Here is a 19,586-nt window from a genome sequence, read left to right on the forward strand (position 1 = left end):
TGCCCAGAAGCCGTCTTCAGCGAGTGAACAAGAATCCGATCACAAGCAAGAGCCCAAAGGCATCGACGAAGCCCCTGATGGCAGAACCAAACGCGCGCACCTTGCCGCGCCCCATCTGCGCCGCAAACCATCGTGTTTCGACTGCAAGGTAATATACGACCGCAATTAAGATCAGCAGGAGGCCAGCGATGTGAGCGCGATCCTCAGGCAGACCCACCAGAATGGTGCCGAAGCCCAAGCCGAGCGCGAAAAGGCTCGCTGGATAACACTGAGCGTAGAATGGCAGGCGCAGCGTGCAACGATCCAGCGCTAACCCGCGGATGCGCACAAATTGGACCGACATCATCAGCGGGAACATCGCAAAGACGAGAAGCCGGAATACGAGAGCGCTGGCGTCGTCCGTGATCATCTTCGCAAGCCCATGCTGGTTCGCGATCAACCGGTCAACGTCTCCTGCGGCAGTCGCAACTCCGTGCGCAAGCGCGAGGGATAGGGCGAGGAAGAGCGGAGGACTGAGAGCATCTGTATACTGCTCGGCTTCGGGCAGGCCCAATTGCCGGTCGGCATAGTCCATCATTTCCAGCGGATGGATAAAGGTACGCCAAAGCGTCAGCGGCAAGAAAACCAGCCAACTGATCACTTCGTAAAGTAGCTCGTCGAGCGAGCTGATCCATTTCATGAAGTCCATGCCGCATCATTGATCCCGCATAAGCACCTGGCAACGGCAAATGACGAGTATGGGAAAGCAAGGCTGCGAACGGCCGGCCGCTTTGAGGTAAGGCGTTTGAACAGGTTGCCGGCAGCAATTTCGGCGGGCTCAGGCATCAGATGCGCCTTCTGAACTGCCCTCGCCGTTATGCCTTGGCAGGATGAGGATTTAGGTACGCAACAATGACCGCCGCCACAACGCACTGCGGAGGGCTGGCGCAATCTCGATGTCGGCGTGAGCTTGTATGAGCTCCCAAATGAGGGCCACGTCTCAACGGATGCGAACCTGGGCGTGCGTTTCAGTCCATGAGCGGTCCGGTTCGGGTATCGAGCGCCATTCTCGCCCCTCTTTCCTTTCCGCCAGTTCAGCGCAGCTAAGCGCAATCAAGCGCTGCGAATTCACTCTCCAGGCCTTGCAGACCCTGGGAATATAGAGCCGGAAAATCATCGAGACTAAACACGGGAAACACCAGCAGCCTCGAGGCTATCGCCATGGCGACCATATGTGTCCGGTTGCGGGCGCGCAGCTTCAGCCGCATCGCATCAATGTGGGTCTCGACCGTACGGTGCCCGATCGCGACCTTCAGCGCTATTTCCTTTGCCGAAAAGCCTTCAGCCAAAAGGCCCAGAATTTCGAATTCGCGCTTCGTCAACGCCGGCAGTATCTCGTCCAAATCCGTCCGTCCCCTCGTTCGAGATAGTCTTGCCCTAAATCCTCATCACAGGATCCGGGGTCAGGTCGGGGATCATCCGAGCCTTGCGCGTCCGCAACCCGGCGCCGACGAAGCCGAAGCCAAGGATCATCATGGCCCAGGTCGATATTTCGGGCACAGCGGCGGTCGCGCCTGCCAGGATGGGCGTGTTCGGCGTGCTCTCGAAAGCTGCGCTTTCGAGCATCGAGCCAGCGAACCTTGCATAACCGTAGAAGTAGTCAGATCCGACCAGATAACGCAGGCCAAGGTCGCTGTCCGTCAGGGTGAAGCTCGCGCGGCCTGCGACGGGAACAGAGCCGAACCCCGGAAAGGAGGCTGGCCCGAAGGTCGTGGGCGGATCTGTGAACGCCACCGACGGGGCGCCGAAGACCGTGGTCACCTGCGCCGTGCCCGAAGTCTGAACCAGCACCGGGCTGGGATCGAACTGTTCTCGCGAATCATAGGACAAGGTGAAGGTGTCGCCCGGCGTGACGCCGAAAGTGAACGGGCTGCCCGAGAAGTCGACATTCGAGGCGACTACGACCACTGCAGCCGAGGCAGGCAAAGCGAAAGCGCTCGCCGCAAGCGCGGCGACGTACAAGGCGGTTCGAGACATCGTGGAGTTCCCAATCGCCTTGGCGCTGTGCGAAGACTTGAAGTCCTAACTTCCTGATAATTAGTTAGTTCCGCGCCTTGCCGCATTTCAGCGGTGGTCGCTGTCTTCGGCACTTCGATCGCGAGGTCGAAGACGCATTAGTCGATGACACCCTGACGCAACAGTCGCGCCCGTCACGGCATCATCGTTCTGAAAAAGACCGGGAAACTTCCTACCGGCACCGCGTTGAATCGGGTTGCTCATGACAGAATGAGGGGCCGGCCATGCCCGAGGACAAGAAGACGCCTGAAGACAAGAAAGGGCCCGCGGACAACAACCGAATCGAGCTCTCCGCCAACTTCCAGTTCAGGGCTGCCGCGTCGGCCTCTACACCTCCAGCCGGCGCAGGCGCCACGAAGTGTTCGGCTTCTTATCGCAGGCCCGTGCTCGCTCCGATTTCGGACTGCGTATCCAAGCCCCCGCACCTGACCGATCTTCCTATCGGCTATAAAGCGAGGCAGCGCGAACCCGGCGACGATCTCGAACTGCCGGCACATCTCGACATCCTGGGTGCCCGCATACCAGTCGATATCCAGCATATTTCGTCAAGCGGCGCCGTCATCGAAGGTGCGATAGAAGCCGAACCTGGCGCGCTCGCGACCCTCACCGTTGACCCAATCGGGTCGATTGATGGGCTGATCACCTGGCATGCCGGGGACCGCTGCGGATTTCTATTTGCCGATCCCATCGACCTCACGCCGCCAGTTGCGCACCAAGTCCGCAGCGATCCCACATCCGCTCCGCGGATGAACCCGGTCTTCGCCGAGATGCCAAACCCGCTGAATGAAGAATCCATCTTCGTCATGGCCGATGGCGACGATCTCGACCGCTATGTGTTCGAGCTCGAAGAGAGCCGTTCGCGGCTTGCCCCGGTCGCGACGAAACGGGAGCCGCAGCGCGGCTTGGTAGCCGGCATCGGCGTTCTCACCCTTGCTGGCCTGGCGACCGCATTTTTCGTGTGGTCGCCCGATCGTCGCTCGTCTGCCGCGCCGTTCAGAGAGCAAGCCGTTCGAACATCCGCGGCGCAATCGGAAATGCAAGGCACGGCGGGGCCTTCCGCCGAGCATGCCCAACGCGAGGGCGCCAGACCTCGGATCGCCGTGCGATCGCAGCGAGAAGCGACTGTCGATCCTGCTTCGCGCTCTCCCGCTCGGCCAACGCCGCTCGGCCCGGCGACGATGCCGGAGCGGCAACCGATGGGTCCTGCTCGTTCCGAGCTGGCCGCTGAGCGGGATACGAAAGACTTCGATCCCTACGCGGGCCGCGTCGCCAGACCCCTAACGGGGCGCAGCCTGCAGTCGGCGCTTGCCGCGGACCGGCTTGCAACGAAGGAACTCAACATGCGGCAGCTTCAGAAGCTAGAAGGAGATAGCTTCGACCAAGGAACTGACGCCGAGCGCTCGGATGCGGCCGAACGGTCAGCCGACTGACCAACATTAGAAGCAACGAGTTCACCGATGTCGTTGTCGATTGGATCCTCAAGCCGACGCCTTCTAGCTACTGGCGCACAATTGCGCGCCCGCTCAGTCCGCTCGACAAAAGCGCTTGCAAGTTCCGCTATTAGACCACGTCCGGTGTCATGGATCTGAAAATCAACCTCGGACGGCGGCAATGTCGGCGGATGCCGAGAAGGTGGCCGAGAGTTGCGCGACGGCGGTAAACACCATTAGCGACGGTCGAGCGCAACACCAGGCGACGGCAAAGCGGCCATCCGCGTAAGAATGTTTGGCGCCGAATTCGTCAGGGACCCCATCAGCCGATCCTGTGCGTTAGCGTTACGACAACCAGAAAGCGCAAGATGCATCATGTTCAGCGCGGCGCAGGCCGGAAGTTACTACTCGTTCACGGCCTTGGCGGAAGTTGGCAATCGTGGACTACGATACTTGATAAGCTAAGCGCTCATCGCACTGTGATTGCGATCGACCTACCCGGACACGGCGCCACACCTGCTGAAGCCGATAGCGGAACCTTCATCGGTCTCGTCCGGAGCGTCGAACGCTATATCGCCGCCAATGGGCTGACGGGGATCGATGTCGTCGGTAGCTCGATGGGTGCGCGGATCGTGCTTGAACTGGCACGGCGCGGCAACGTCGGCAATGTCGTGGCGCTCGATCCGGGCGGTTTTTGGCGTGGCTGGGAGCGAACCTTCTTCAAAGTGACCATTGGGCTGTCGGGCCGATTGCTGCGCGCGATCCGACCACTGCTGCCGACCCTCAGCCAATATGCAGCGACGCGCACGGCGTTGCTGGCACAACTGTCGGTGGCGCCATGGGCGCTCGACCCGCATATCGTAGCGACTGAACTGACGGGACTTAGCACCACGCCGACATTCGGCGCTTTGGTCGATGATCTTGCCGGAGGCCCCGAGCAGGTCGGCCCGGCCGCACAATCCACCGGTCGCGTCGTGATCGGATGGGGCAGCCAGGATCGGCTTTGCCTGCCCCGCCAGGCGATGCGTGCCAAAGCGGCATTCCCATCGGCCGATCTGCACTGGTTCGAGTCCAGCGGCCACTTCCCCGCATGGGACAAGCCGAACGAGACCGTCGCGGTAATTCTTGCCGGAACGCAATGATCTCCGAAGTTCGAACGCGCTGACGCCTCAATGGAGGCAGAGAGCCTGCTTACCGGATCTGGCGCAAACTGCCATGCTGCGTTTGCTGAACGAACGTATGGCCCGCCCCGTTTGCAAGGTTGGATTTTCGAGTGATCTGATCAGTCTGGGTCAACGCATACGCTCGCATAGAACCGCGCCGGCATCGTCCACCACGCACACCGACGTCTCCTTCGCCGAGACGTCCAGACCTGCAAACTGAGCCATCGCCATCACTCCTTCCCTCGATGCACGAGGTCAGGCTCGACCCCGACCGGGGCATCTTCCGTGAAGGGCTGCTACCTTGTCTGCGCAAAAATCGCGGCCGCCGCGATACACCATCTTTGCAGGTCTGCCATCAAGCCTTGGATTGTCTCTTTTATCGGCGCCAGTGGAACCCGATTATAAGACGTACTTGCAGAAATCGCAAGCCGCATCCCGCATTTCGCACTTGCACAATGCTAACCTAGGTGAGAAAAGAAACGGCCTTTCAGGCATCCTCTCCCATAACATTCTAGGCTCGGCCGAACTGGCCGAGCCATTTTTTTGGCTAGGGCCTACGTCGGCACGCCAAGTGTTGGTGGCTGAACAGCCGGGGGCTTTCAGGCCAACTGTCCGCGAGCTCGACCGACGGCAATCTTGGCGGCTCTTGCCGTTCAGGCGCGAGACCGTCTGGCGACCGGCCATAGATGACCCAATTGATCCTGCGGACCGGTTTATCAAGATTCCCGAAGTGTGCCGGCGTGTCGGGCTGGGCAAGTCTATGATCTATGAGATGATCCGGTAGGGCCGCTTTCCCGAACCTTATAAACCGTCCCCTTTCGTGTCCGTGTGGAGCGAGCAGGAGGTCGTAGCATGGATCGCCGACGTTAAGGACGGTTTCGGGGGGAGGCGCCGGAAGTTCTGACTTCGGTGCGGGGCGACCGGCCGGGCATGGTGAGCCCGTCCGAACGACCGTGGCCTTCCGCTTAGCCTCGGGAAAATCAACTCGTGACGCTGGCCCGCTCAGCCTGCGTGATCGGACGGGTCGTTACAGGGGGCTCGGTTTCCGAGGCGACACCCAAACCTTGCCGAAGTGTGCCGTCTGGGTTGAGGCGCGGATCGATGCCTGGTTAACCGCGGTCGATCAATCCCGCGATAAGGGCCGGGCACACCCGCTTGCGCGTCTCGTGCCGCAGCGCCGCCAAAGATGGCGTCAGCCAAAATTCAAGATCGCTGCGAAAATCCTCTGCTCCTCTGCCATCGCCAGCGTCCATAAAGCTGGCTCCCGATGAATCAGGGAATCTCTTCTTGGGAATCACAAAGATCACATTTCTGCTAAAGTAGTGCTAGAGTAATTTTCGGCCTCGAATGACCCGCTGGGATAATGACGTCGCAGGGCGATATAAGGCGTTTTCGTGTCGCTGGCATGTGCTTGAGCCGTTGGAAACCTATGGCGCAGCCTCGAGCGAATTGACCGCCGCTGAGCGATCGGGCGAAACACAAAGCAACAGCACCGGGCCTAGACGCGCATACTGCTCGGCGTGGGCGCTTCTCTGCATCCAGTTGGAACTAGTCGGACAGCAGTTTGGCGATCCATCGGCTGCGCTCAAACTGATCACAGATAAGGACCGTAGCTGCAGTGAGTGGTACCGCTATCAGAGCGCCAGCAAGGCCCCAGGCCCAACCCCAGAAGGTCATCGCCACAATGATCGCTAGCGGGGAAAGCGACAGCCTTTTGCCTTGCAGGATCGGATAGACGAAGTTGCTTATGGCTATCTGCAACACGGCGAAACCGCAAAAAATAACGATGGGCATGCCAAGCCCATCAAACTGTAAGGCAGCGTATAGGGCCGGGGGGGACTATACCGATGATGTTGCCGATGACCGGGATAAAGTTGAGCAGGAAATTGAGCAATCCCCAAACGATCGGCATCTCCAGACCAGTCGCCAGCGCCCATAGCGTCGATGCGATGCCGGTCATCAGGCTCGTGGCAAGCGTCGTGCCGAAATAGCGCCGAACTTGCTCGGAAATCGATACCATCGCGCCGCGTACGGCAGTGCCGACATGCGGCTCAAGTTCGACTTCGATCTTCGCGTTCAGCCTTGCTACTTCGGGCATTCCCAGGATGACCAACAGGCCGATGAAGCCGGCGTAGGTGACGAAGCTGTAGACGCTTGAAGCCAGCGCTTGGGCGAAACCGAATACGCGGCGCTGATCGAGGAAGCCCGCACCCGTCTTGATCCCCCATTCGCGCGCTCGATCGATGGCCAGATCGTAAAGTTCAGCAATTTTGGGCCACTGCGCACTCAGAACGCCGAGAAGCTGCCCGACCGAAAGGTACACGGCCGCGGCGAAAATGGTCAGAATGATAACGAGCGCTGCGATGGTCAGCACGTAGCTGAGCCAGCTCGGCAGTCGCCGATCCAACCACAATTTGAGCGGCCACAGGGCCGCCACGATGACGGCCGCGAACAGGAGCGGCATCGATACCGAGTAACTGGCGCGCAATGCCGCGACGACGAGGATCAAGGTCGCGATCGTCAGCAATCGGGTCCTATAGGTATCGGTGCGAGCTAGCAAAAACGCGTTCCTCATCCAGAGCCTCTATGACTGGCCAGTTGGTGATCGGGCCTCAGGCGGAGCCACCCAACCATACCGCCTCGTGTTGCAGGCGCCGCTGATAGTCCGGCTCCGCCAAAGCCCGCAGCAAGGACTGTGCCCGGTTCGCCACGGCCTCTTGATTGAAGCCATGCAGCTGGCGCTGGGCCAGCAGCTCCAATCGCTCGATGTAGGTTCCGACGGTAGCAAGACGTTTGGAGTCCTCGCAGGCGATCGCGATTTCGCCCAGAGCATTCAGGAAATTGAGCGCAGCGACCATGTCGCCGGCACAGTATTGCGCGAGCGCACCGAAACCTCGGTCCATGAAATGGCTGAATGTCTGAGGCCGCGCCACGACCCGCAGCGCTCCGCTTTCGTCCTCGCGCAAATGCGAGGGCACGTCTCGGCCTGACAATTCCGTCATGGCAGCGCCGAGCCAGTCAAGGCAGGTCACAGCAGTAAAAGGATCGTTCACGCCCGGAGACAGCGCGCGCGCGGCGATCTCGACCAACTCATCGATGAGGAAGCGCAGATCCTGCAGCGCCGTGCGCTGCGAACCGATGGCGAAGGCGTCCGACAGCTTCCGGCAAATATCCTTGTCGCAGCCTTCGGGCGGCCATACTTCCAGCAGCGCACGCCCCCGATGCACAAAGTCGCCTGGCTGGTAGCGCAGACGCAAAACGAGGTCATGTTCCGCCGCGAGCGCGAGCAGATCCTCGTCACGCATGACCTGGATATAACCCGTGCTCCGCGCCGCTACCAATTTACCGTTCGGGGCATCCCCATCGCTGGTGCCGTGGCAGAGAGCCGGCGACGTTGGAACGCCATCTCCGGAGTCGGCAGTTTTCGGCTTGCCGATAAAGCGGGGAAAGCGATGTTCGACCTCGTGAATCAAGAGTTGCCCGACGTCTTCGATCACGCTGTTGATGTGAAGCTTACTTGGAACGTGATGGATAAAGAAAATGAGCACTGCGATCGAGCAGATCGCCAGGAGCACCGCGACGAGCAGCGCAACGTTGGGGACGAAACCGACGCCGCCGGCTTCTTCCGGGGAGCGGATCGTGCGCAGGACGATAAGGCAATAGAGGAAAGTCGCGATGAAGGTGCCCAAGGTCACCTGATTGCCGCGATCGCGCATGAAATTGCTGAGGAGGCGAGGGCCGTATTGGCCCGAGGCGTAGACCACGGCGGCTATGGTCACCGAGAACACGGTGCCGGCCACGGTGATCATCGAACCGCCGATGGCCGCAAGGACCTGGCGCGCTCCGCTTGGGCGGGAAGCGTAGAACCAGGCGAAGCGGTCCATCCATGCCGAACCTTCATGGCTGTCGAGCCAGATCATGCACCCCGCGAGCAGTACGGCAGCACAGGCCATGATCGAAGGCAGGAACCAGTAGCTTTGCTGAAGCATGTCCCTGACACGCAGAATGCGCGCCCTCATGCCGAAGCACCCTGCGGCAGAGCGGTCCTTGCGCCGGCGCTTCGCCTCGAGATGACACTGAAACTTCCGTCGGTCTCAAGCACGACAGCGGCGACAGCTGCCAGATCGCCTATTCCCGCGCCGCGAACGGCCGCCTCAATTTCCCCTCGCACGACGCGCTCGTCGCGCAGTGCGTGCTCGATGAATTGGCCATCGCAAAAAAGAATGCGGGGGTTTGATTTTACCAGACGCGAAATGAGCACGTAGCGTCGGGCACTCAAAGCCACGGCAAGCTGCAACAGTGTCAGCAGTGCAAAGGTTAGCACGCCTTCCACCAACGCGACGTCCTTGCTCAATATGACCGTCGCCAAAGTGGACCCCAAGCCTACCGTCACCACGAGGTCAAAGGCGTTCATTTTGGCGAGGGTGCGCTTGCCGGTCAGGCGCAAAATTAAGATCAGCGCAGGATACGACATCGCCGACATTACGACGATCCGCAAAAGGCCCTGCCACGTATCGAAGAGCATTGGCATCTTTCCTCTGTGCCCATCTGCGCAGTTGCTGCGGCACTAAGCCGACGCTGCGCCATGAGGTGCGGCCATAACCAAAAAGCGACCTTGCCACCGAAGACGAGTCCGTTGTCCGGCGAGGCGGGGCGAGCACAACGGTCAATAATGAGCGGGTCGTGTCGCTGCGGCACGAACACTTCTCAGGACGTAACGTCCCAATGACAGGAAAGTCCCAGAAGAAAGCGACGGGTGCTAATGATGTCCACTGGGGATCAATCCGGCGTTAGATCATTGTGATTTCATCATGACATTTCCGACGAAACCGCACGGCTCAGCAATCGCAGATCGGCACTCGCTCGCGCCTGCAACCGCGCGGGCACTAGTGGATAGGTCGCAGGGTATCGACGCCGGCCCTCTCGTCGGTTTCAGGAGACGGCGGGGCGCTTCGGCGGTCGCGATATGAAGGCAGGACGGGAGCATCGCGTTCTGTGGGAGCAGCCTCGAGCCTCGCGATTTCCCGCTTCATCTCGGCAATTTCCCGCACCTGCGCATCAATGATCCGATCGGCCAGCAATCGAACGTGGGGGTCCCGGATCTTTGCCCGTTCGCTGGTCATGATGGCGATTGAATGATGGGGGATCATCGCCCGCATATAGCTGAGGTCGTCGACCGTGGGCTGGCTGCGAATTAGCCACAGCGACATGGCGAAGGCTACCGCAGCGCCCAGGCTGATGGCGATATTCGCCCGGCGATTTTTGTACATGCGCCACTTGAAGGCGATCATGATCAGCGCCACGACTGCTCCCACCAGGAGCGCCATCCACATTCGGGTCTGGCTAAACGACACGTGCCCCGATGCATGGGTATTGAGGTACATGAGACCGAACATGACGACGGTGGACGTCGCGATCATGGCCCCGAGGCGACTGTAACTTATATGCCGGCTCCTTTAAGAGCCCACGCGTCGATTTGGCTTCACTTGCGCACGAGCGCTGCTGCTCGCACGGGCGCTACCTAAGCGTCGTGCCAAACTGGCGTTCAAGGTAGCCGCCGGGACTACCGCTCCTTCGTAGCTACAACGACCAACTTCCCCACGGCGGTAGCACTCGGCGAAGGTCCCACCATTCCGGCTCCGTATCTTGCCACGGAGCGGCTTCCTCTGGCCAGGTGTCCCGCAGTTCCGCTTGGGCCTTGCGAGCCTCGGCCGCGGCGATCTGATCGCTCAGGGCAACCTCCATAAAGTCATGCCAGATTTTGGCCGGTATGCCCCCGCCCGTCACGGTCTTCATCGGGGCTTCATTGTCGTTTCCGACCCAGACGCCCACGACCAGATCTTCAGAAAAGCCGACGAACCATGCGTCTCGGTGATCCTGGGTGGTCCCCGTTTTGCCGAAAGCCGGAAGCGGCAACCTTGCCGCGGTTCCGGTGCCGCCCTCTACGACGGCATTTAACATGCCGAGCAGCGCCGCGCGCTCTTCGTAACCCATTGCCGTCCGTGCCTGGAAAGCATCGTCAGCCGGCATCCCAATGGGCCTTACCGGGTAGGACCCCGCGGCAACGCTGGCGTAGGCTCCAGTAAGTTCGAGCAGCGTGGTTGGTGAGGTCCCCAAGGCAATGCTCGGCAAAGGCTTGATGTTGGCGCGCAGGCCAAGATCATGCGCTGCCTGGATGACCTCTTCACGGCCTACCTGTTCCGCCAAGCGCACCGCGGCGACGTTGCTCGATTGAGCAAAAGCGCGGGTGAGGGGGATTGGACCCGCGTACCGGTTGGAATAGTTTTTGGGCGTCCAGCCTGCGACTGTCAGCGGCCGGTCGTTGACGAGCGTTTCGCTGTCGGCACCGTTTCGAAGCGCAGCGAGATATACGAACAGTTTGAAGGCAGAGCCCGGCTGACGCTCTGCCTGGACCGCCCGGTTAAACTGCGAGGTGCGATAGTCTCTGCCCCCGACCATGGCCACCACAGAGCCATCGGTGCGCATGGCGACGAGGGCGACCTGCCCATCCTTCCCAAGGTTGCGGGCCTGTCCGATCGCTTTTGAAACCACGGCCTCCGCGGATCTCTGGAGGCTGCTATCCAGCGTGGTCTTGACGACCATGTGGCCGTAGCCCGTCGTCGCGCCAGCGAGCGCTTGGGGAGCCACCCAATCAGCAAAATAGCCGCCCGACAGAAACGGCAGCGTCGGTCGCGGCTTGGCCGCTACGACCCGGTCCGCTTCCTGCCTGGTCAACTGACCGGTTTCGGCCATCGCTGCCAGAACTAACTCCGCGCGCGCCTGCGCATCTGCGAGATGACGCGACGGGGCAAGTCGAGAAGGCGCGTTGACGACCCCGGCCAGCATCGCCGCTTGAGCAAGGTCAAGGTCCTGCGGCGCTCTGCCGAAGTAATGCATCGCGGCAGCGCCGAGGCCATAGGTCCCATCGCCGAAATAGGCGCGATTGAGATAGGCCGAGAGAATTTGCGTCTTTGTGTATTGATGCTCTAGTCGCAACGCGACGATGGCCTCGCGCAGCTTGCGGCCAAAGCTGCGATCGTTGCCCACGAATGCGATCTTGGCCAATTGCTGTGTGATCGTGCTCCCGCCCTGGGCCGCCTCGCCGGTCAGGAAGTTCGCCGCAGCCGCACGCACGATGCCGCGAAGGTCCAGGCCGCCATGTTCATTGAACCGCCGGTCCTCGATCGCTAAAAAGGCGGCCACCACGAGCGGCGGCAGTTGCGCCGCGTCGACGGGGGCCTCGCGGTAGGCACCTCTTCGAGCGAATGGCTCTCCCTGTGCATCCAGAAGGATCAGTGAAGGCCGGATGTCAGGTTGTTCTTCCAAGGACAGCCTGGGACCGAACTGTACCCAAGTCGAAATCGCCAGCACTCCTGCTAAAGCCACAAGTGCAACAATGCCAATGACTTCCCGGGCATGACGCATTAAAAAATTACGTTGCAATCCAAATCCTTAATGAGCGCTCTCATATCTAAGGGCAAAGCTTTCCGCTGCAAGGACGGTTTACAATCTGCGACAAATCCGTTTCGCCATCCGACCAATGAGATGAGATCCGCTGGCCGAACATCGTCTTACCTCTTGTGATCACGGATGCGCCCCCCGCTAGGCCGGACTCTTCGGGATGGCCCATCCTTGCGTCAGCGACCGAACGGGCACTTAGCGCGGAACGCGACGTTACTCTGGAATGGAAGCCGGCACCTTTGTCCCTATTCACCTGGCGTGGAGCGATGTCGCGACGAGATTTACAGCGGCATTCCTGCTGTCGTTTGCCCTCGGTATGGAGCGCTTCATTCACAAGCGACCGATCGATTTCAGGCCATTCATAATCATAGCACTTGCCTCTTGCGCACTGATGATCGGTATCATGGAGCTTCCGTTTCGTGTCGACGACGAGCAGATCTCGATCGATCCAGCCAAAGTGGTGAGCGGCATCATGACCGGGATAGGCTTCCTCGGGGCCGGTGCGCTCTTTCACGAGAAGAAAAACGTTCAAGGCACAGGCTCCGCATCGGCGATTTGGGGTGCAGGCGTCATCGGCATCGTCTGCGGACTTGGTCTTATCTGGCTCGGCCTACTGCTGGCGATCAGCGTCACAGCGATCCTTGCTCTGAGCCGCCCTTTCACCGAGGAATATGCCGCAAAGTCCAAGCGGGACGATGATCGAGGGGATGATGATCATCCGGACAGCAAGCCTGCGGGATGATCGATGCGCGATGAGGGGACACTGATGTGACCGACGAAACGTCTCGAAGCGATGCACTCGAAGAACAAGGACCCAGCGCGAAATCGGAAGCCAGAGCCTTGGAGGCCGCGGCGATTCGACGCAGATGGATCACCCTGGGTGAGGTGCTGGCAGTCGTCGCCGCTGTGATATCGGGCCTGACGCTGTGGAACAGCTGGAGCGAACGAGCGGATAACGAAGCCGCAAAGAACGCCGAAGCGTCTCGCAGTTCGCTGCGAGCCACAAGGCTGGTCCTGACAGCTACGGCAACCAATGATCGCAAGCTCATCCTTAGGCCGTCCTCCCCCGATCAGTCCATCCAAAGTCAATCGGTGGCGTTTCCGTCCTCTTTAGGGGTGACGCCTACGCAGACGACTGGTGAGCCGCGGCTTGAGGCAGCTTGGTTTGCAAATGCGTTGAAAAAGTTTCGCAGTGAGGCGGGACTGCCTGACGACAGTCACGGGGACGAACGGATGCCTGTGGCGATCACGACCCGGTATCTGGTCGAAGGCGAACCTCACGAAGATGTCACGATCTACGATGTCGGCTATTCGGTTGCCGGCCGGCTACTGAGCGGTCACACCGTCACACTTCGCGGACTCTCGCTCGTCTCACGGGTCAAAAATGATGACGCACAGAAACTTCTTGATGCCCGCTGGGCGAAGCTGACGCCGCCGTCAAAACGATCTCCCTCTTGACCTGTCAGTCAGGTCTTATCAGGTTTCGGTATGCTCGAAACCGAATAAAATGGCATGTTCCCGCAAGGATAGTTCGGGATGATTGGCCTGAAAGTCAGCCACGCCGAGCTTTGCCAGGTCAGGCATGTTGGACAGGACCGTCATCGATCGGCATTTCCAGCGAGTAGACGCGTTCACCATCTTTAATTGCGAAAAAAAGCATGCTGCACGGTCCTCCTGATAAGCGGCATCCGACCGCCGGCATCGAAGTTCGGCAGTGGGGCTAATAATCGCCGCATAACGATGTTTAAACGCCTGCGAGGGCGAGAGGCTCCACCGGCCTCCTGAAAAGCGCGCCCGCGCAATAGTAGGACTTCGGAGCTCCGCTGCGCTGACTACGGGCAGGGCCGGGCATGCGCGCATCTACGGGGTGGCAGCTGCCGCCACTTCGCGCGCCGTCATCGATATGAAAGACCGCTCGGTCCGGTTGCGGGCATGTTCGGAGGCGTGATTCGAGCGCTTTTTGCCAAAACCATGCTTGTCGCCGGGACATCGACCTGGCGTCCGTTAACGTGGCTGCGCGCGCACCCGCTTCTTCGCGCAGGGCTGTGCGGCTGCATCGTCGCAGGGCTGGGCATGACGACCGGACTCGCCTGGGGTACCGGATATCAGACCGGCAACGCCGTCATCGCGGGAATGGGCGTACCGGCGTGGTTTGGCGCTGCCAAGTTCCTCTCGACTCTTGCCACCGCCATATCGGGTGTGCCGGGCGGCATATTCGCCCCTTCGCTCTCGGTCGGCGCGGGTCTTGGCGACATGCGGCGTAGCGTCTTTCCTGACTATCCTCCCGGCGCGATCGTGCTTCTGGGGATGGTCGCCTACTTCACGGGGGTCGTGCGCGCGCCACTGACCGCGGTCATCATCATTTCCGAACCACGGCAAGTCGCGGCCTCATGCTGCAACTTTTCGGCGCAGCCCTTATTGCGGATCTCTCAGCGCAGTTCGTCAATCGCTAGCGTCTCTTCCATCGCTGTCTTTGCGATTTGCCGCGCAGGAGAAGGAACGGTAGCCGGGCCTCGCATCGTTCCCTCAGCTTCACAAACTCGGCGATTAGTCCGAGCGATTTGAATAAATCGCATTGCAACAACGAAGTTCATCGACTGTGACTGATACAGAAGCGAAAATGATCTTTAAATTTTCAGATCCTGGAACTGATCCGGGCGGGGTCCGTTAGCATTATATCCCCGATAAAATCGCTGCAAAAGAGATTGACGATGCGAACTATAATGATGGTGCCGATTGCTGCCGCCATTTCACTTGCAGGCTGTGTCGGCGATGGCGGTTCTCGTTATGGCGTCAATTCAAGCTACAGCGGTTATGACTATAACAGGCCCGATCCCGCCTATGGCGGTTACGATGCTGGCCGGTATTACCGCGACGATCGCCGCTATCGCGAGCGCCGCCTGTCCCGCAACGATCGGGTCTACCGCGGGCAGGATGGTCGCTACTATTGCCGACGGAATGACGGAACGACCGGACTCATCGTTGGCGGGGTCGCCGGAGGTGTCCTCGGCAACATCATCGCGCCCGGTGGGTCTGAAGTGCTTGGCACCGTCCTAGGCGCTGCCGGCGGAGCTCTGGCCGGTCGGGCAATCGAGCGTGACGGCGTGAAGTGCCGGTAAGCTCCCCGGTGCAGATCAGAACACGCCAATCTAGGCTTAACGGATTTAGGAGTGGCAATGCGTAAATCTGCCGTCTTCATTGCGGCCGTTGTGTCGGTCGGAGCTCTTTCAAGCTGCGAGAAAAAGAGCGACGATCGCTTAGCAGAGCGGGTCGAGAACGCAGCTGATAAGCGGGCAGAAGTACTCGAAAGCAGCGCCGCCGCTCTCGAGAGCGATGCCGCCGCGCTCAATGCGAGAGCGGACAAAATGCGGGAAACAGGCGAGAGCCGTGCTGACGCGATTGATGCTGCGGACCTGAACGCGAAGGCGATGTCCAGCGCCCAAAAGGACGCCATCGTCGCCAATGAGTCGCCTGCCGTTCAGTAGCTGTTCGCCATGCATTCTTGGCGGGCCTGCCTCTGCCGTCCGCTTGGCACCGGAGGTCAACCCGACCTCGCATGATGGAGCGGAAGCGATAACCTCCGGAGAGAGCCGTTGGCGGAAATTCTCACAACACTCTTCAGCCGCGGCGCTGCGCCGTATCCCACATCCGCGTGGAGACTAGGCTCGATCATCCCTAGGCTTGCCGGCTCATCAATTATCCTTGTCTGACCGGTCGCGAGCATCGGGCTCGAGCCACCGTTTCTCGGCAACGCGATGCAGCGTCAGCATCACCACGGCGACAAGGACGGCAACCGCTACAAGCGGCCACTGTGCGGCGCCGCAGGCGATACCGATCATCGCGGCCAGCCACATGTGGACCGCTGTCGTGAGGTTGTGCACCTTCAGTCCGCTCGTGACGTGAGCCCGGCGGCAATCATTCCCACGAACGCGCCTGCCCCCCTCTATTATGCGCAGCGCGTCCATGCGCGAGTTCTCGCCCCGGCCGAGCTGCATGTACCTACTACCGGCACTGCGGGGGGCATTTGCCCGGCTCGTTGGGAAACGAAGACGGCGTTCTATTCGCTCATGCTCCTAGGGCTTCGATCGCAGGGAAGAAGGGCCTTATGTCCAATAGGCCGAAATTGCCCTGGTAGCTGAGGTAGTCCGCATCAAGGATCGCAGTTACGCTATGGCGCCTTTGCCGGCGATTATGGCTTCGCCGCGTCTAGCAGAGCGATGTCTGCAGGTTCCGTACTGTAGTCGATTGATTCGGTCAGCTTGAAGGATATGGCCTGACTTCGTGGGATGCGTTTTGCCCGAAATCCGGCAACGCAGGAAACCGTCACAGCGCGGCTACGCCGAGGTGGCTGAATCACTGGCCTCTTGGGAGCGGCGAGGTCGGCGCTTCAACGACTGCAAAGCCAGCGCCCGCTCTCACTGCTGCGACACGCCAAGCGAAGCGGCGATGTTCGAAATCGACCGGAACAGAGTGAGCGGATCATCCTTGGACGGCAGGAAACCCCATCCCCGCCAGAATGCCGCTGCGCCGTCGTCCACTGCGTTGACTACCAGCGCCGGTCCGCCAATGAGCCCAGAGGCAGTGACGCAGCGCTCAAGGGCATGCTTGAGTAAGCCGCTGCCGATGCCCTTGCGGGTCCATCGTTGATCCGTGGCGAGTTGCCCGAGCAACAGGCACGGAACCGGATCGGGCGGCTGGCCGGTGCGGATCGACCGGGGTAGTCGGAGCGGTAAGATCGAGGTTGGCGCAAGCCCATAGTACCCGATGACACGGCCGCCATCGTGCACGACCATGACTGCGGTAAAACCTTTCTGCTGGTTCGAGAGGGCACGTGTCTGAAGCCACCGGTCCAGGGAGACTTTGCCGCAGGAGAAACCGGATGTGTCATGACTAGCCGTCAACGGCTCTGGACTTGAGATCGCCAAGGATTACTCCCCGGTCGTAGGGCTGTCGGCCTCCCAGGGCGCGGCACGGCGGAACAGTTCCACAATTTCGGGAACGGGGACTGCAGGGCCGGACACGGCCGCCATGAATGCATCGAACCCTTCTGGGCTCATTCGGATCGGCGTCGTTTCCATCAGCACATCCTCGGCCGCCCGCACGGCGGCATCGCGCATGAAGTCGGTGCGCGAACGCCCGCGCAGCCTGGCCGCGCGATCGATGATAGCTATGTCAGCGTCCGGCAGTCTGATCGACAGCGGATGCTCTTTGCGTTGCACTGGTTGCGGCATGGATCACCTCTGGCGAACGACATAGTGGATTGTAATGCATTTTACAATACAATGCAACCGAGCCTTGAAGGCACCCGGTCACTCAGTGATGATCGAAGATTACTTCTAAACAACTTGCCTTGGGACATGTGCGGGTCAAAGCCATTCGCCAACCCAACGGGAGGGCGTATCTCGTTCGCGATCAGGAAGCGGCGCATGGATTGCTGAAGACGAATGCCGGTTCGATCGTCGCTGTCAGCGAAGCGAACCGCGGCGCGGTGGTCGCTGGTGCCAAACTGGCCATTTCGAGCGAGCCGGCGGGCGGTTTGCCAAGCGGACAGCCGACGGGTCCGATCCTGGCGATCGGCTCGCTTATTTCCCTCTGATGCGTCCGCGGGGCCACGCGCTCCGTGCCTTCGCTGCAGCTTCGATCGGGAGCAGCAAGCAGGAGAACGAAGATGCCTTCAATCCGTCTTACCCTTCTCGCCGGCGCCATTGCCATTGCAACGGTCAGCGGCGCGGCCATTGCCGCCAATCCGATGGTCGGGGGCGCCGCCATGTACCCGACGAAGACGATCGTCGACAATGCGGTCAACTCCAAGGATCACACGACCCTCGTCGCCGCAGTCAAAGCCGCGGACCTCGTCGGTACGCTGTCAGGGCCGGGACCCTTCACCGTCTTCGCTCCGACCAATGCAGCCTTCGCCAAGCTCCCGGCTGGCACGGTGGATACTTTGGTCAAGCCCGAGAACAAGGCGATGCTGACCGGCATTCTGACGTATCACGTGGTTCCCGGCCGGATCACCGCGCAAATGATCGCCGCGAACGCGCGTGCTCATCACGGGACGGCGACCTACGCTACTGTTCAAGGTGAGAACCTGACCTTCTCGCGCTCCGGCACCGGCTGGATGATCATGGACGGCAAGGGCCATCACGGCATGATCACGATTGCCAACGTCATGCAATCGAACGGCGTAATACTCGTCATCGATACCGTGATGATGCCGTAATCGGTTGAGCGCCGGCGGGCTTGCGATCGCATTTTGCCCCGTGATCGCAAGCCCGTCCCGTAATACTGGATCTCACCAGCGTAGGAAGCGAGGGCCGACGATAGCGCCAATTGCAGCTGCAAGCAGGATCCCCAGCGAATACCAGGTGAGCACGAACAGGGCCGATACCTCAGGGCAATGGAGGCAGTAGAGCGTTGCGGCCCAGGCTCCTGCGGCGAGCCCGGCCGCGGCGCCGGTGGCGCGCAAGCGGGTCGGCGCGAAGCGTCGGAACGACCACAAGAGACCCACGAATATCGGCACGGCAAGCATGAGGACGAGCCAGGGGCACTTGGTCCAGGAGTGGCCGAGCCACATGGCGAGCCAATCGGCCCGCGGGACATGCGCCATTTCGGCCATAGCTATGCCCGCGAGCAAAATGAAGGGAACGGCGACCGGCCAGAAGGCGCGAAGGGCGACGGGTTCGGGCCGGGCGAGACGCGCCACCGCCGCGATCGCGCTCGCTCCCAGGGAGATCGTGTAGGCCCACTTCATCCAGAAGTTGATGCCGCGCATCGCCAGGCCAAGATCGCTACGGAAACCCAGCACTGCAGCAACCAGCAGGGCGGCAACGCCGCCGCCGATCAGCAGGCCGAGCAACAGCCGGCGCCCCACGGCGCGCCGCGGCACCGGTTTCAGATCCTTCGACAGTTGTTCGATCAGGGAGTCGGTATTCATGGACGCTCCCCTCGAATGCGCGCTGCCAGAGATTTGAGACCTCGGTGAACCGAGACTTTGACGTCGGATTCGCCGATCCCAGCGCGGCTTGCGGCCTCGGAAGTGCTCTGCCCCATTATCCGCGTCCGGTGGATCGCATCGGCCTGCTTTTCCGGGAGCGTCGCGAGCAGGCGATCGACGTCGATCGACGCGCTCACCTCGTCCTCGAACCCTTCGAAAAATAAGAGGTCCTCTACCACTTCGATGGGGCAGGTCTGCTTTGTCCGGCGAAAGTGATCGATCATCCTGTAGCGTGCGATCGAAAACAGCCATGCCAGGAAAGGCCGATCCCGGTCGAAGCTCATGCGGCGGGTATGAACGGCGATCAGCGTTTCCTGCACGAGATCCTCTATGACGTCACTGTCGGCGACGCGCCGCCGGTAAAAGGCGCGCAGCAAGGAAACCAGCGCCCGCAGCAATGCCGCATGCGAAGCAGCATTACCGTCGAGGCCCTCGGTCATCCAGGTCTTGAGCTGATCTTCGCCCGGCTGCATTCGCGCTCCT

Annotated in this window: 25 protein-coding genes; 9 read left to right on the plus strand and 16 right to left on the minus strand. The window is 60.7% G+C overall.

Annotation, left to right across the window (positions count from 1 at the left end; all coding sequences use genetic code 11):
* Window positions 1–16: 16 nt before the first annotated feature.
* The 3 genes from KRR38_RS28020 to KRR38_RS28030 all read right to left on the minus strand — a co-directional run bounded on the left by KRR38_RS28020 (window position 17) and on the right by KRR38_RS28030 (window position 2,016).
* Window positions 17–688, minus strand: a complete 672-nt coding sequence (locus tag KRR38_RS28020) for a hypothetical protein (RefSeq protein ID WP_217406677.1) — start codon at window positions 686–688, stop codon at window positions 17–19.
* 394 nt (window positions 689–1,082) lie between these two features.
* Entirely contained in the window at window positions 1,083–1,382 is a 300-nt protein-coding gene (locus KRR38_RS28025; protein ID WP_217406678.1) for a helix-turn-helix transcriptional regulator, read from the minus strand.
* A gap of 34 nt (window positions 1,383–1,416) precedes the next feature.
* Window positions 1,417–2,016 (minus strand): PEPxxWA-CTERM sorting domain-containing protein, encoded by a 600-nt coding sequence (locus KRR38_RS28030; protein WP_217406679.1) that lies wholly within the window; start codon window positions 2,014–2,016, stop codon window positions 1,417–1,419.
* A gap of 263 nt (window positions 2,017–2,279) precedes the next feature.
* Between KRR38_RS28030 and KRR38_RS28035 the strand changes: the two genes are divergently transcribed.
* Together KRR38_RS28035 and KRR38_RS28040 are read left to right on the plus strand one after the other, a co-directional pair.
* On the plus strand, window positions 2,280–3,485 hold the full coding sequence (locus KRR38_RS28035; RefSeq protein WP_217406680.1) for a hypothetical protein: 1,206 nt from the start codon (window positions 2,280–2,282) through the stop codon (window positions 3,483–3,485).
* A 368-nt stretch (window positions 3,486–3,853) separates the two neighbouring features.
* A complete protein-coding gene (locus tag KRR38_RS28040; RefSeq protein WP_217406681.1) occupies window positions 3,854–4,627 on the plus strand; it encodes an alpha/beta fold hydrolase in 774 nt (257 codons plus the stop codon).
* 1,130 nt (window positions 4,628–5,757) lie between these two features.
* Here KRR38_RS28040 and KRR38_RS28050 read toward each other — a convergent pair.
* From KRR38_RS28050 to KRR38_RS28080, 7 genes are all read right to left on the minus strand, one after another.
* Window positions 5,758–5,901: a hypothetical protein gene (locus KRR38_RS28050; RefSeq protein WP_217406682.1), complete on the minus strand. Its 144-nt coding sequence runs from the start codon at window positions 5,899–5,901 to the stop codon at window positions 5,758–5,760.
* A gap of 295 nt (window positions 5,902–6,196) precedes the next feature.
* A complete protein-coding gene (locus tag KRR38_RS28055) occupies window positions 6,197–6,442 on the minus strand; it encodes an AI-2E family transporter (protein ID WP_217407503.1) in 246 nt (81 codons plus the stop codon).
* 10 nt (window positions 6,443–6,452) lie between these two features.
* On the minus strand, window positions 6,453–7,175 hold the full coding sequence (locus tag KRR38_RS28060; protein WP_217406683.1) for an AI-2E family transporter: 723 nt from the start codon (window positions 7,173–7,175) through the stop codon (window positions 6,453–6,455).
* An 85-nt stretch (window positions 7,176–7,260) separates the two neighbouring features.
* Complete coding sequence (locus tag KRR38_RS28065; protein ID WP_217406684.1) at window positions 7,261–8,667, minus strand: DUF2254 domain-containing protein; 1,407 nt, start codon at window positions 8,665–8,667, stop codon at window positions 7,261–7,263.
* Complete coding sequence (locus tag KRR38_RS28070; protein ID WP_217406685.1) at window positions 8,664–9,173, minus strand: DUF421 domain-containing protein; 510 nt, start codon at window positions 9,171–9,173, stop codon at window positions 8,664–8,666. Before KRR38_RS28070 ends, KRR38_RS28065 begins: the two co-directional genes overlap by 4 nt.
* Before the next feature lie 361 nt (window positions 9,174–9,534).
* Window positions 9,535–10,068, minus strand: coding sequence for a DUF305 domain-containing protein (locus tag KRR38_RS28075; protein ID WP_217406686.1), 534 nt, complete (start codon window positions 10,066–10,068; stop codon window positions 9,535–9,537).
* A 160-nt stretch (window positions 10,069–10,228) separates the two neighbouring features.
* Window positions 10,229–12,091, minus strand: coding sequence for a transglycosylase domain-containing protein (locus KRR38_RS28080; RefSeq protein ID WP_217406687.1), 1,863 nt, complete (start codon window positions 12,089–12,091; stop codon window positions 10,229–10,231).
* Window positions 12,092–12,332: 241 nt separating this feature from the next.
* Here KRR38_RS28080 and KRR38_RS28085 point away from each other — a divergent pair, with 241 nt between their 5' ends.
* A complete protein-coding gene (locus tag KRR38_RS28085; protein WP_217406688.1) occupies window positions 12,333–12,851 on the plus strand; it encodes an MgtC/SapB family protein in 519 nt (172 codons plus the stop codon).
* 26 nt (window positions 12,852–12,877) lie between these two features.
* Window positions 12,878–13,567 (plus strand): hypothetical protein, encoded by a 690-nt coding sequence (locus KRR38_RS28090; protein ID WP_309141157.1) that lies wholly within the window; start codon window positions 12,878–12,880, stop codon window positions 13,565–13,567.
* A gap of 18 nt (window positions 13,568–13,585) precedes the next feature.
* On the opposite strand, the gene KRR38_RS37140 is transcribed toward KRR38_RS28090, so the two are convergent.
* The gene (locus tag KRR38_RS37140) at window positions 13,586–13,711 is read right to left on the minus strand and encodes a hypothetical protein (protein ID WP_256449529.1); all 126 of its coding nucleotides are present in this window, start codon (window positions 13,709–13,711) and stop codon (window positions 13,586–13,588) included.
* Between the two features lie 330 nt (window positions 13,712–14,041).
* Here KRR38_RS37140 and KRR38_RS28095 point away from each other — a divergent pair, with 330 nt between their 5' ends.
* From KRR38_RS28095 to KRR38_RS28105, 3 genes are all read left to right on the plus strand, one after another.
* Window positions 14,042–14,674: a chloride channel protein gene (locus KRR38_RS28095; RefSeq protein ID WP_309141158.1), complete on the plus strand. Its 633-nt coding sequence runs from the start codon at window positions 14,042–14,044 to the stop codon at window positions 14,672–14,674.
* A 146-nt stretch (window positions 14,675–14,820) separates the two neighbouring features.
* A complete protein-coding gene (locus KRR38_RS28100) occupies window positions 14,821–15,228 on the plus strand; it encodes a glycine zipper 2TM domain-containing protein (RefSeq protein WP_217406689.1) in 408 nt (135 codons plus the stop codon).
* Between the two features lie 57 nt (window positions 15,229–15,285).
* Window positions 15,286–15,594, plus strand: a complete 309-nt coding sequence (locus KRR38_RS28105) for a hypothetical protein (protein ID WP_217406690.1) — start codon at window positions 15,286–15,288, stop codon at window positions 15,592–15,594.
* A 207-nt stretch (window positions 15,595–15,801) separates the two neighbouring features.
* Here KRR38_RS28105 and KRR38_RS28110 read toward each other — a convergent pair whose 3' ends face one another.
* The 3 genes from KRR38_RS28110 to KRR38_RS28120 form a co-directional block, all read right to left on the minus strand.
* Window positions 15,802–16,104 carry an MgtC/SapB family protein gene (locus KRR38_RS28110; RefSeq protein WP_217406691.1) on the minus strand — a complete coding sequence of 101 codons (303 nt, stop codon included), beginning with the start codon at window positions 16,102–16,104 and terminating at the stop codon, window positions 15,802–15,804.
* A 420-nt stretch (window positions 16,105–16,524) separates the two neighbouring features.
* A complete protein-coding gene (locus tag KRR38_RS28115; RefSeq protein WP_217406692.1) occupies window positions 16,525–17,034 on the minus strand; it encodes a GNAT family N-acetyltransferase in 510 nt (169 codons plus the stop codon).
* Between the two features lie 3 nt (window positions 17,035–17,037).
* The gene (locus KRR38_RS28120; protein ID WP_217406693.1) at window positions 17,038–17,340 is read right to left on the minus strand and encodes a DUF1778 domain-containing protein; all 303 of its coding nucleotides are present in this window, start codon (window positions 17,338–17,340) and stop codon (window positions 17,038–17,040) included.
* Between the two features lie 128 nt (window positions 17,341–17,468).
* Between KRR38_RS28120 and KRR38_RS28125 the strand changes: the two genes are divergently transcribed.
* Together KRR38_RS28125 and KRR38_RS28130 are read left to right on the plus strand one after the other, a co-directional pair.
* Window positions 17,469–17,705 (plus strand): hypothetical protein, encoded by a 237-nt coding sequence (locus KRR38_RS28125; protein ID WP_217406694.1) that lies wholly within the window; start codon window positions 17,469–17,471, stop codon window positions 17,703–17,705.
* Window positions 17,706–17,777: 72 nt separating this feature from the next.
* Complete coding sequence (locus tag KRR38_RS28130; RefSeq protein ID WP_217406695.1) at window positions 17,778–18,329, plus strand: fasciclin domain-containing protein; 552 nt, start codon at window positions 17,778–17,780, stop codon at window positions 18,327–18,329.
* A 72-nt stretch (window positions 18,330–18,401) separates the two neighbouring features.
* Here the strand turns inward: KRR38_RS28130 and KRR38_RS28135 are convergent, their stop codons facing one another.
* The gene (locus tag KRR38_RS28135) at window positions 18,402–19,043 is read right to left on the minus strand and encodes a DUF1109 domain-containing protein (protein WP_217406696.1); all 642 of its coding nucleotides are present in this window, start codon (window positions 19,041–19,043) and stop codon (window positions 18,402–18,404) included.
* Window positions 19,040–19,576: a sigma-70 family RNA polymerase sigma factor gene (locus KRR38_RS28140; protein WP_217406697.1), complete on the minus strand. Its 537-nt coding sequence runs from the start codon at window positions 19,574–19,576 to the stop codon at window positions 19,040–19,042. The genes KRR38_RS28135 and KRR38_RS28140 overlap by 4 nt, the downstream gene beginning before the upstream one ends.
* Window positions 19,577–19,586 lie beyond the last annotated feature (10 nt).

Source organism: Novosphingobium sp. G106 (assembly GCF_019075875.1).
In the GTDB taxonomy this organism is placed as follows: Bacteria; Pseudomonadota; Alphaproteobacteria; order Sphingomonadales; family Sphingomonadaceae; genus Novosphingobium.

Bases quoted from the DNA above. Each gene is read 5' to 3' on its own strand.
- KRR38_RS28020 (WP_217406677.1), bottom strand. From the start codon at position 688: ATGGACTTCATGAAATGGATCAGCTCGCTCGACGAGCTACTTTACGAA.
- KRR38_RS28030 (WP_217406679.1), bottom strand. From the start codon at position 2,016: ATGTCTCGAACCGCCTTGTACGTCGCCGCGCTTGCGGCGAGCGCTTTC.
- KRR38_RS28035 (WP_217406680.1), top strand. From the start codon at position 2,280: ATGCCCGAGGACAAGAAGACGCCTGAAGACAAGAAAGGGCCCGCGGAC.
- KRR38_RS28040 (WP_217406681.1), top strand. From the start codon at position 3,854: ATGCATCATGTTCAGCGCGGCGCAGGCCGGAAGTTACTACTCGTTCAC.
- KRR38_RS28050 (WP_217406682.1), bottom strand. From the start codon at position 5,901: ATGGACGCTGGCGATGGCAGAGGAGCAGAGGATTTTCGCAGCGATCTT.
- KRR38_RS28055 (WP_217407503.1), bottom strand. From the start codon at position 6,442: ATGCCCATCGTTATTTTTTGCGGTTTCGCCGTGTTGCAGATAGCCATA.
- KRR38_RS28065 (WP_217406684.1), bottom strand. From the start codon at position 8,667: ATGAGGGCGCGCATTCTGCGTGTCAGGGACATGCTTCAGCAAAGCTAC.
- KRR38_RS28070 (WP_217406685.1), bottom strand. From the start codon at position 9,173: ATGCTCTTCGATACGTGGCAGGGCCTTTTGCGGATCGTCGTAATGTCG.
- KRR38_RS28075 (WP_217406686.1), bottom strand. From the start codon at position 10,068: ATGATCGCGACGTCCACCGTCGTCATGTTCGGTCTCATGTACCTCAAT.
- KRR38_RS28085 (WP_217406688.1), top strand. From the start codon at position 12,333: ATGGAAGCCGGCACCTTTGTCCCTATTCACCTGGCGTGGAGCGATGTC.
- KRR38_RS37140 (WP_256449529.1), bottom strand. From the start codon at position 13,711: ATGACGGTCCTGTCCAACATGCCTGACCTGGCAAAGCTCGGCGTGGCT.
- KRR38_RS28095 (WP_309141158.1), top strand. From the start codon at position 14,042: ATGTTCGGAGGCGTGATTCGAGCGCTTTTTGCCAAAACCATGCTTGTC.
- KRR38_RS28100 (WP_217406689.1), top strand. From the start codon at position 14,821: ATGCGAACTATAATGATGGTGCCGATTGCTGCCGCCATTTCACTTGCA.
- KRR38_RS28105 (WP_217406690.1), top strand. From the start codon at position 15,286: ATGCGTAAATCTGCCGTCTTCATTGCGGCCGTTGTGTCGGTCGGAGCT.
- KRR38_RS28110 (WP_217406691.1), bottom strand. From the start codon at position 16,104: ATGCAGCTCGGCCGGGGCGAGAACTCGCGCATGGACGCGCTGCGCATA.
- KRR38_RS28120 (WP_217406693.1), bottom strand. From the start codon at position 17,340: ATGCCGCAACCAGTGCAACGCAAAGAGCATCCGCTGTCGATCAGACTG.
- KRR38_RS28130 (WP_217406695.1), top strand. From the start codon at position 17,778: ATGCCTTCAATCCGTCTTACCCTTCTCGCCGGCGCCATTGCCATTGCA.
- KRR38_RS28135 (WP_217406696.1), bottom strand. From the start codon at position 19,043: ATGAATACCGACTCCCTGATCGAACAACTGTCGAAGGATCTGAAACCG.
- KRR38_RS28140 (WP_217406697.1), bottom strand. From the start codon at position 19,576: ATGCAGCCGGGCGAAGATCAGCTCAAGACCTGGATGACCGAGGGCCTC.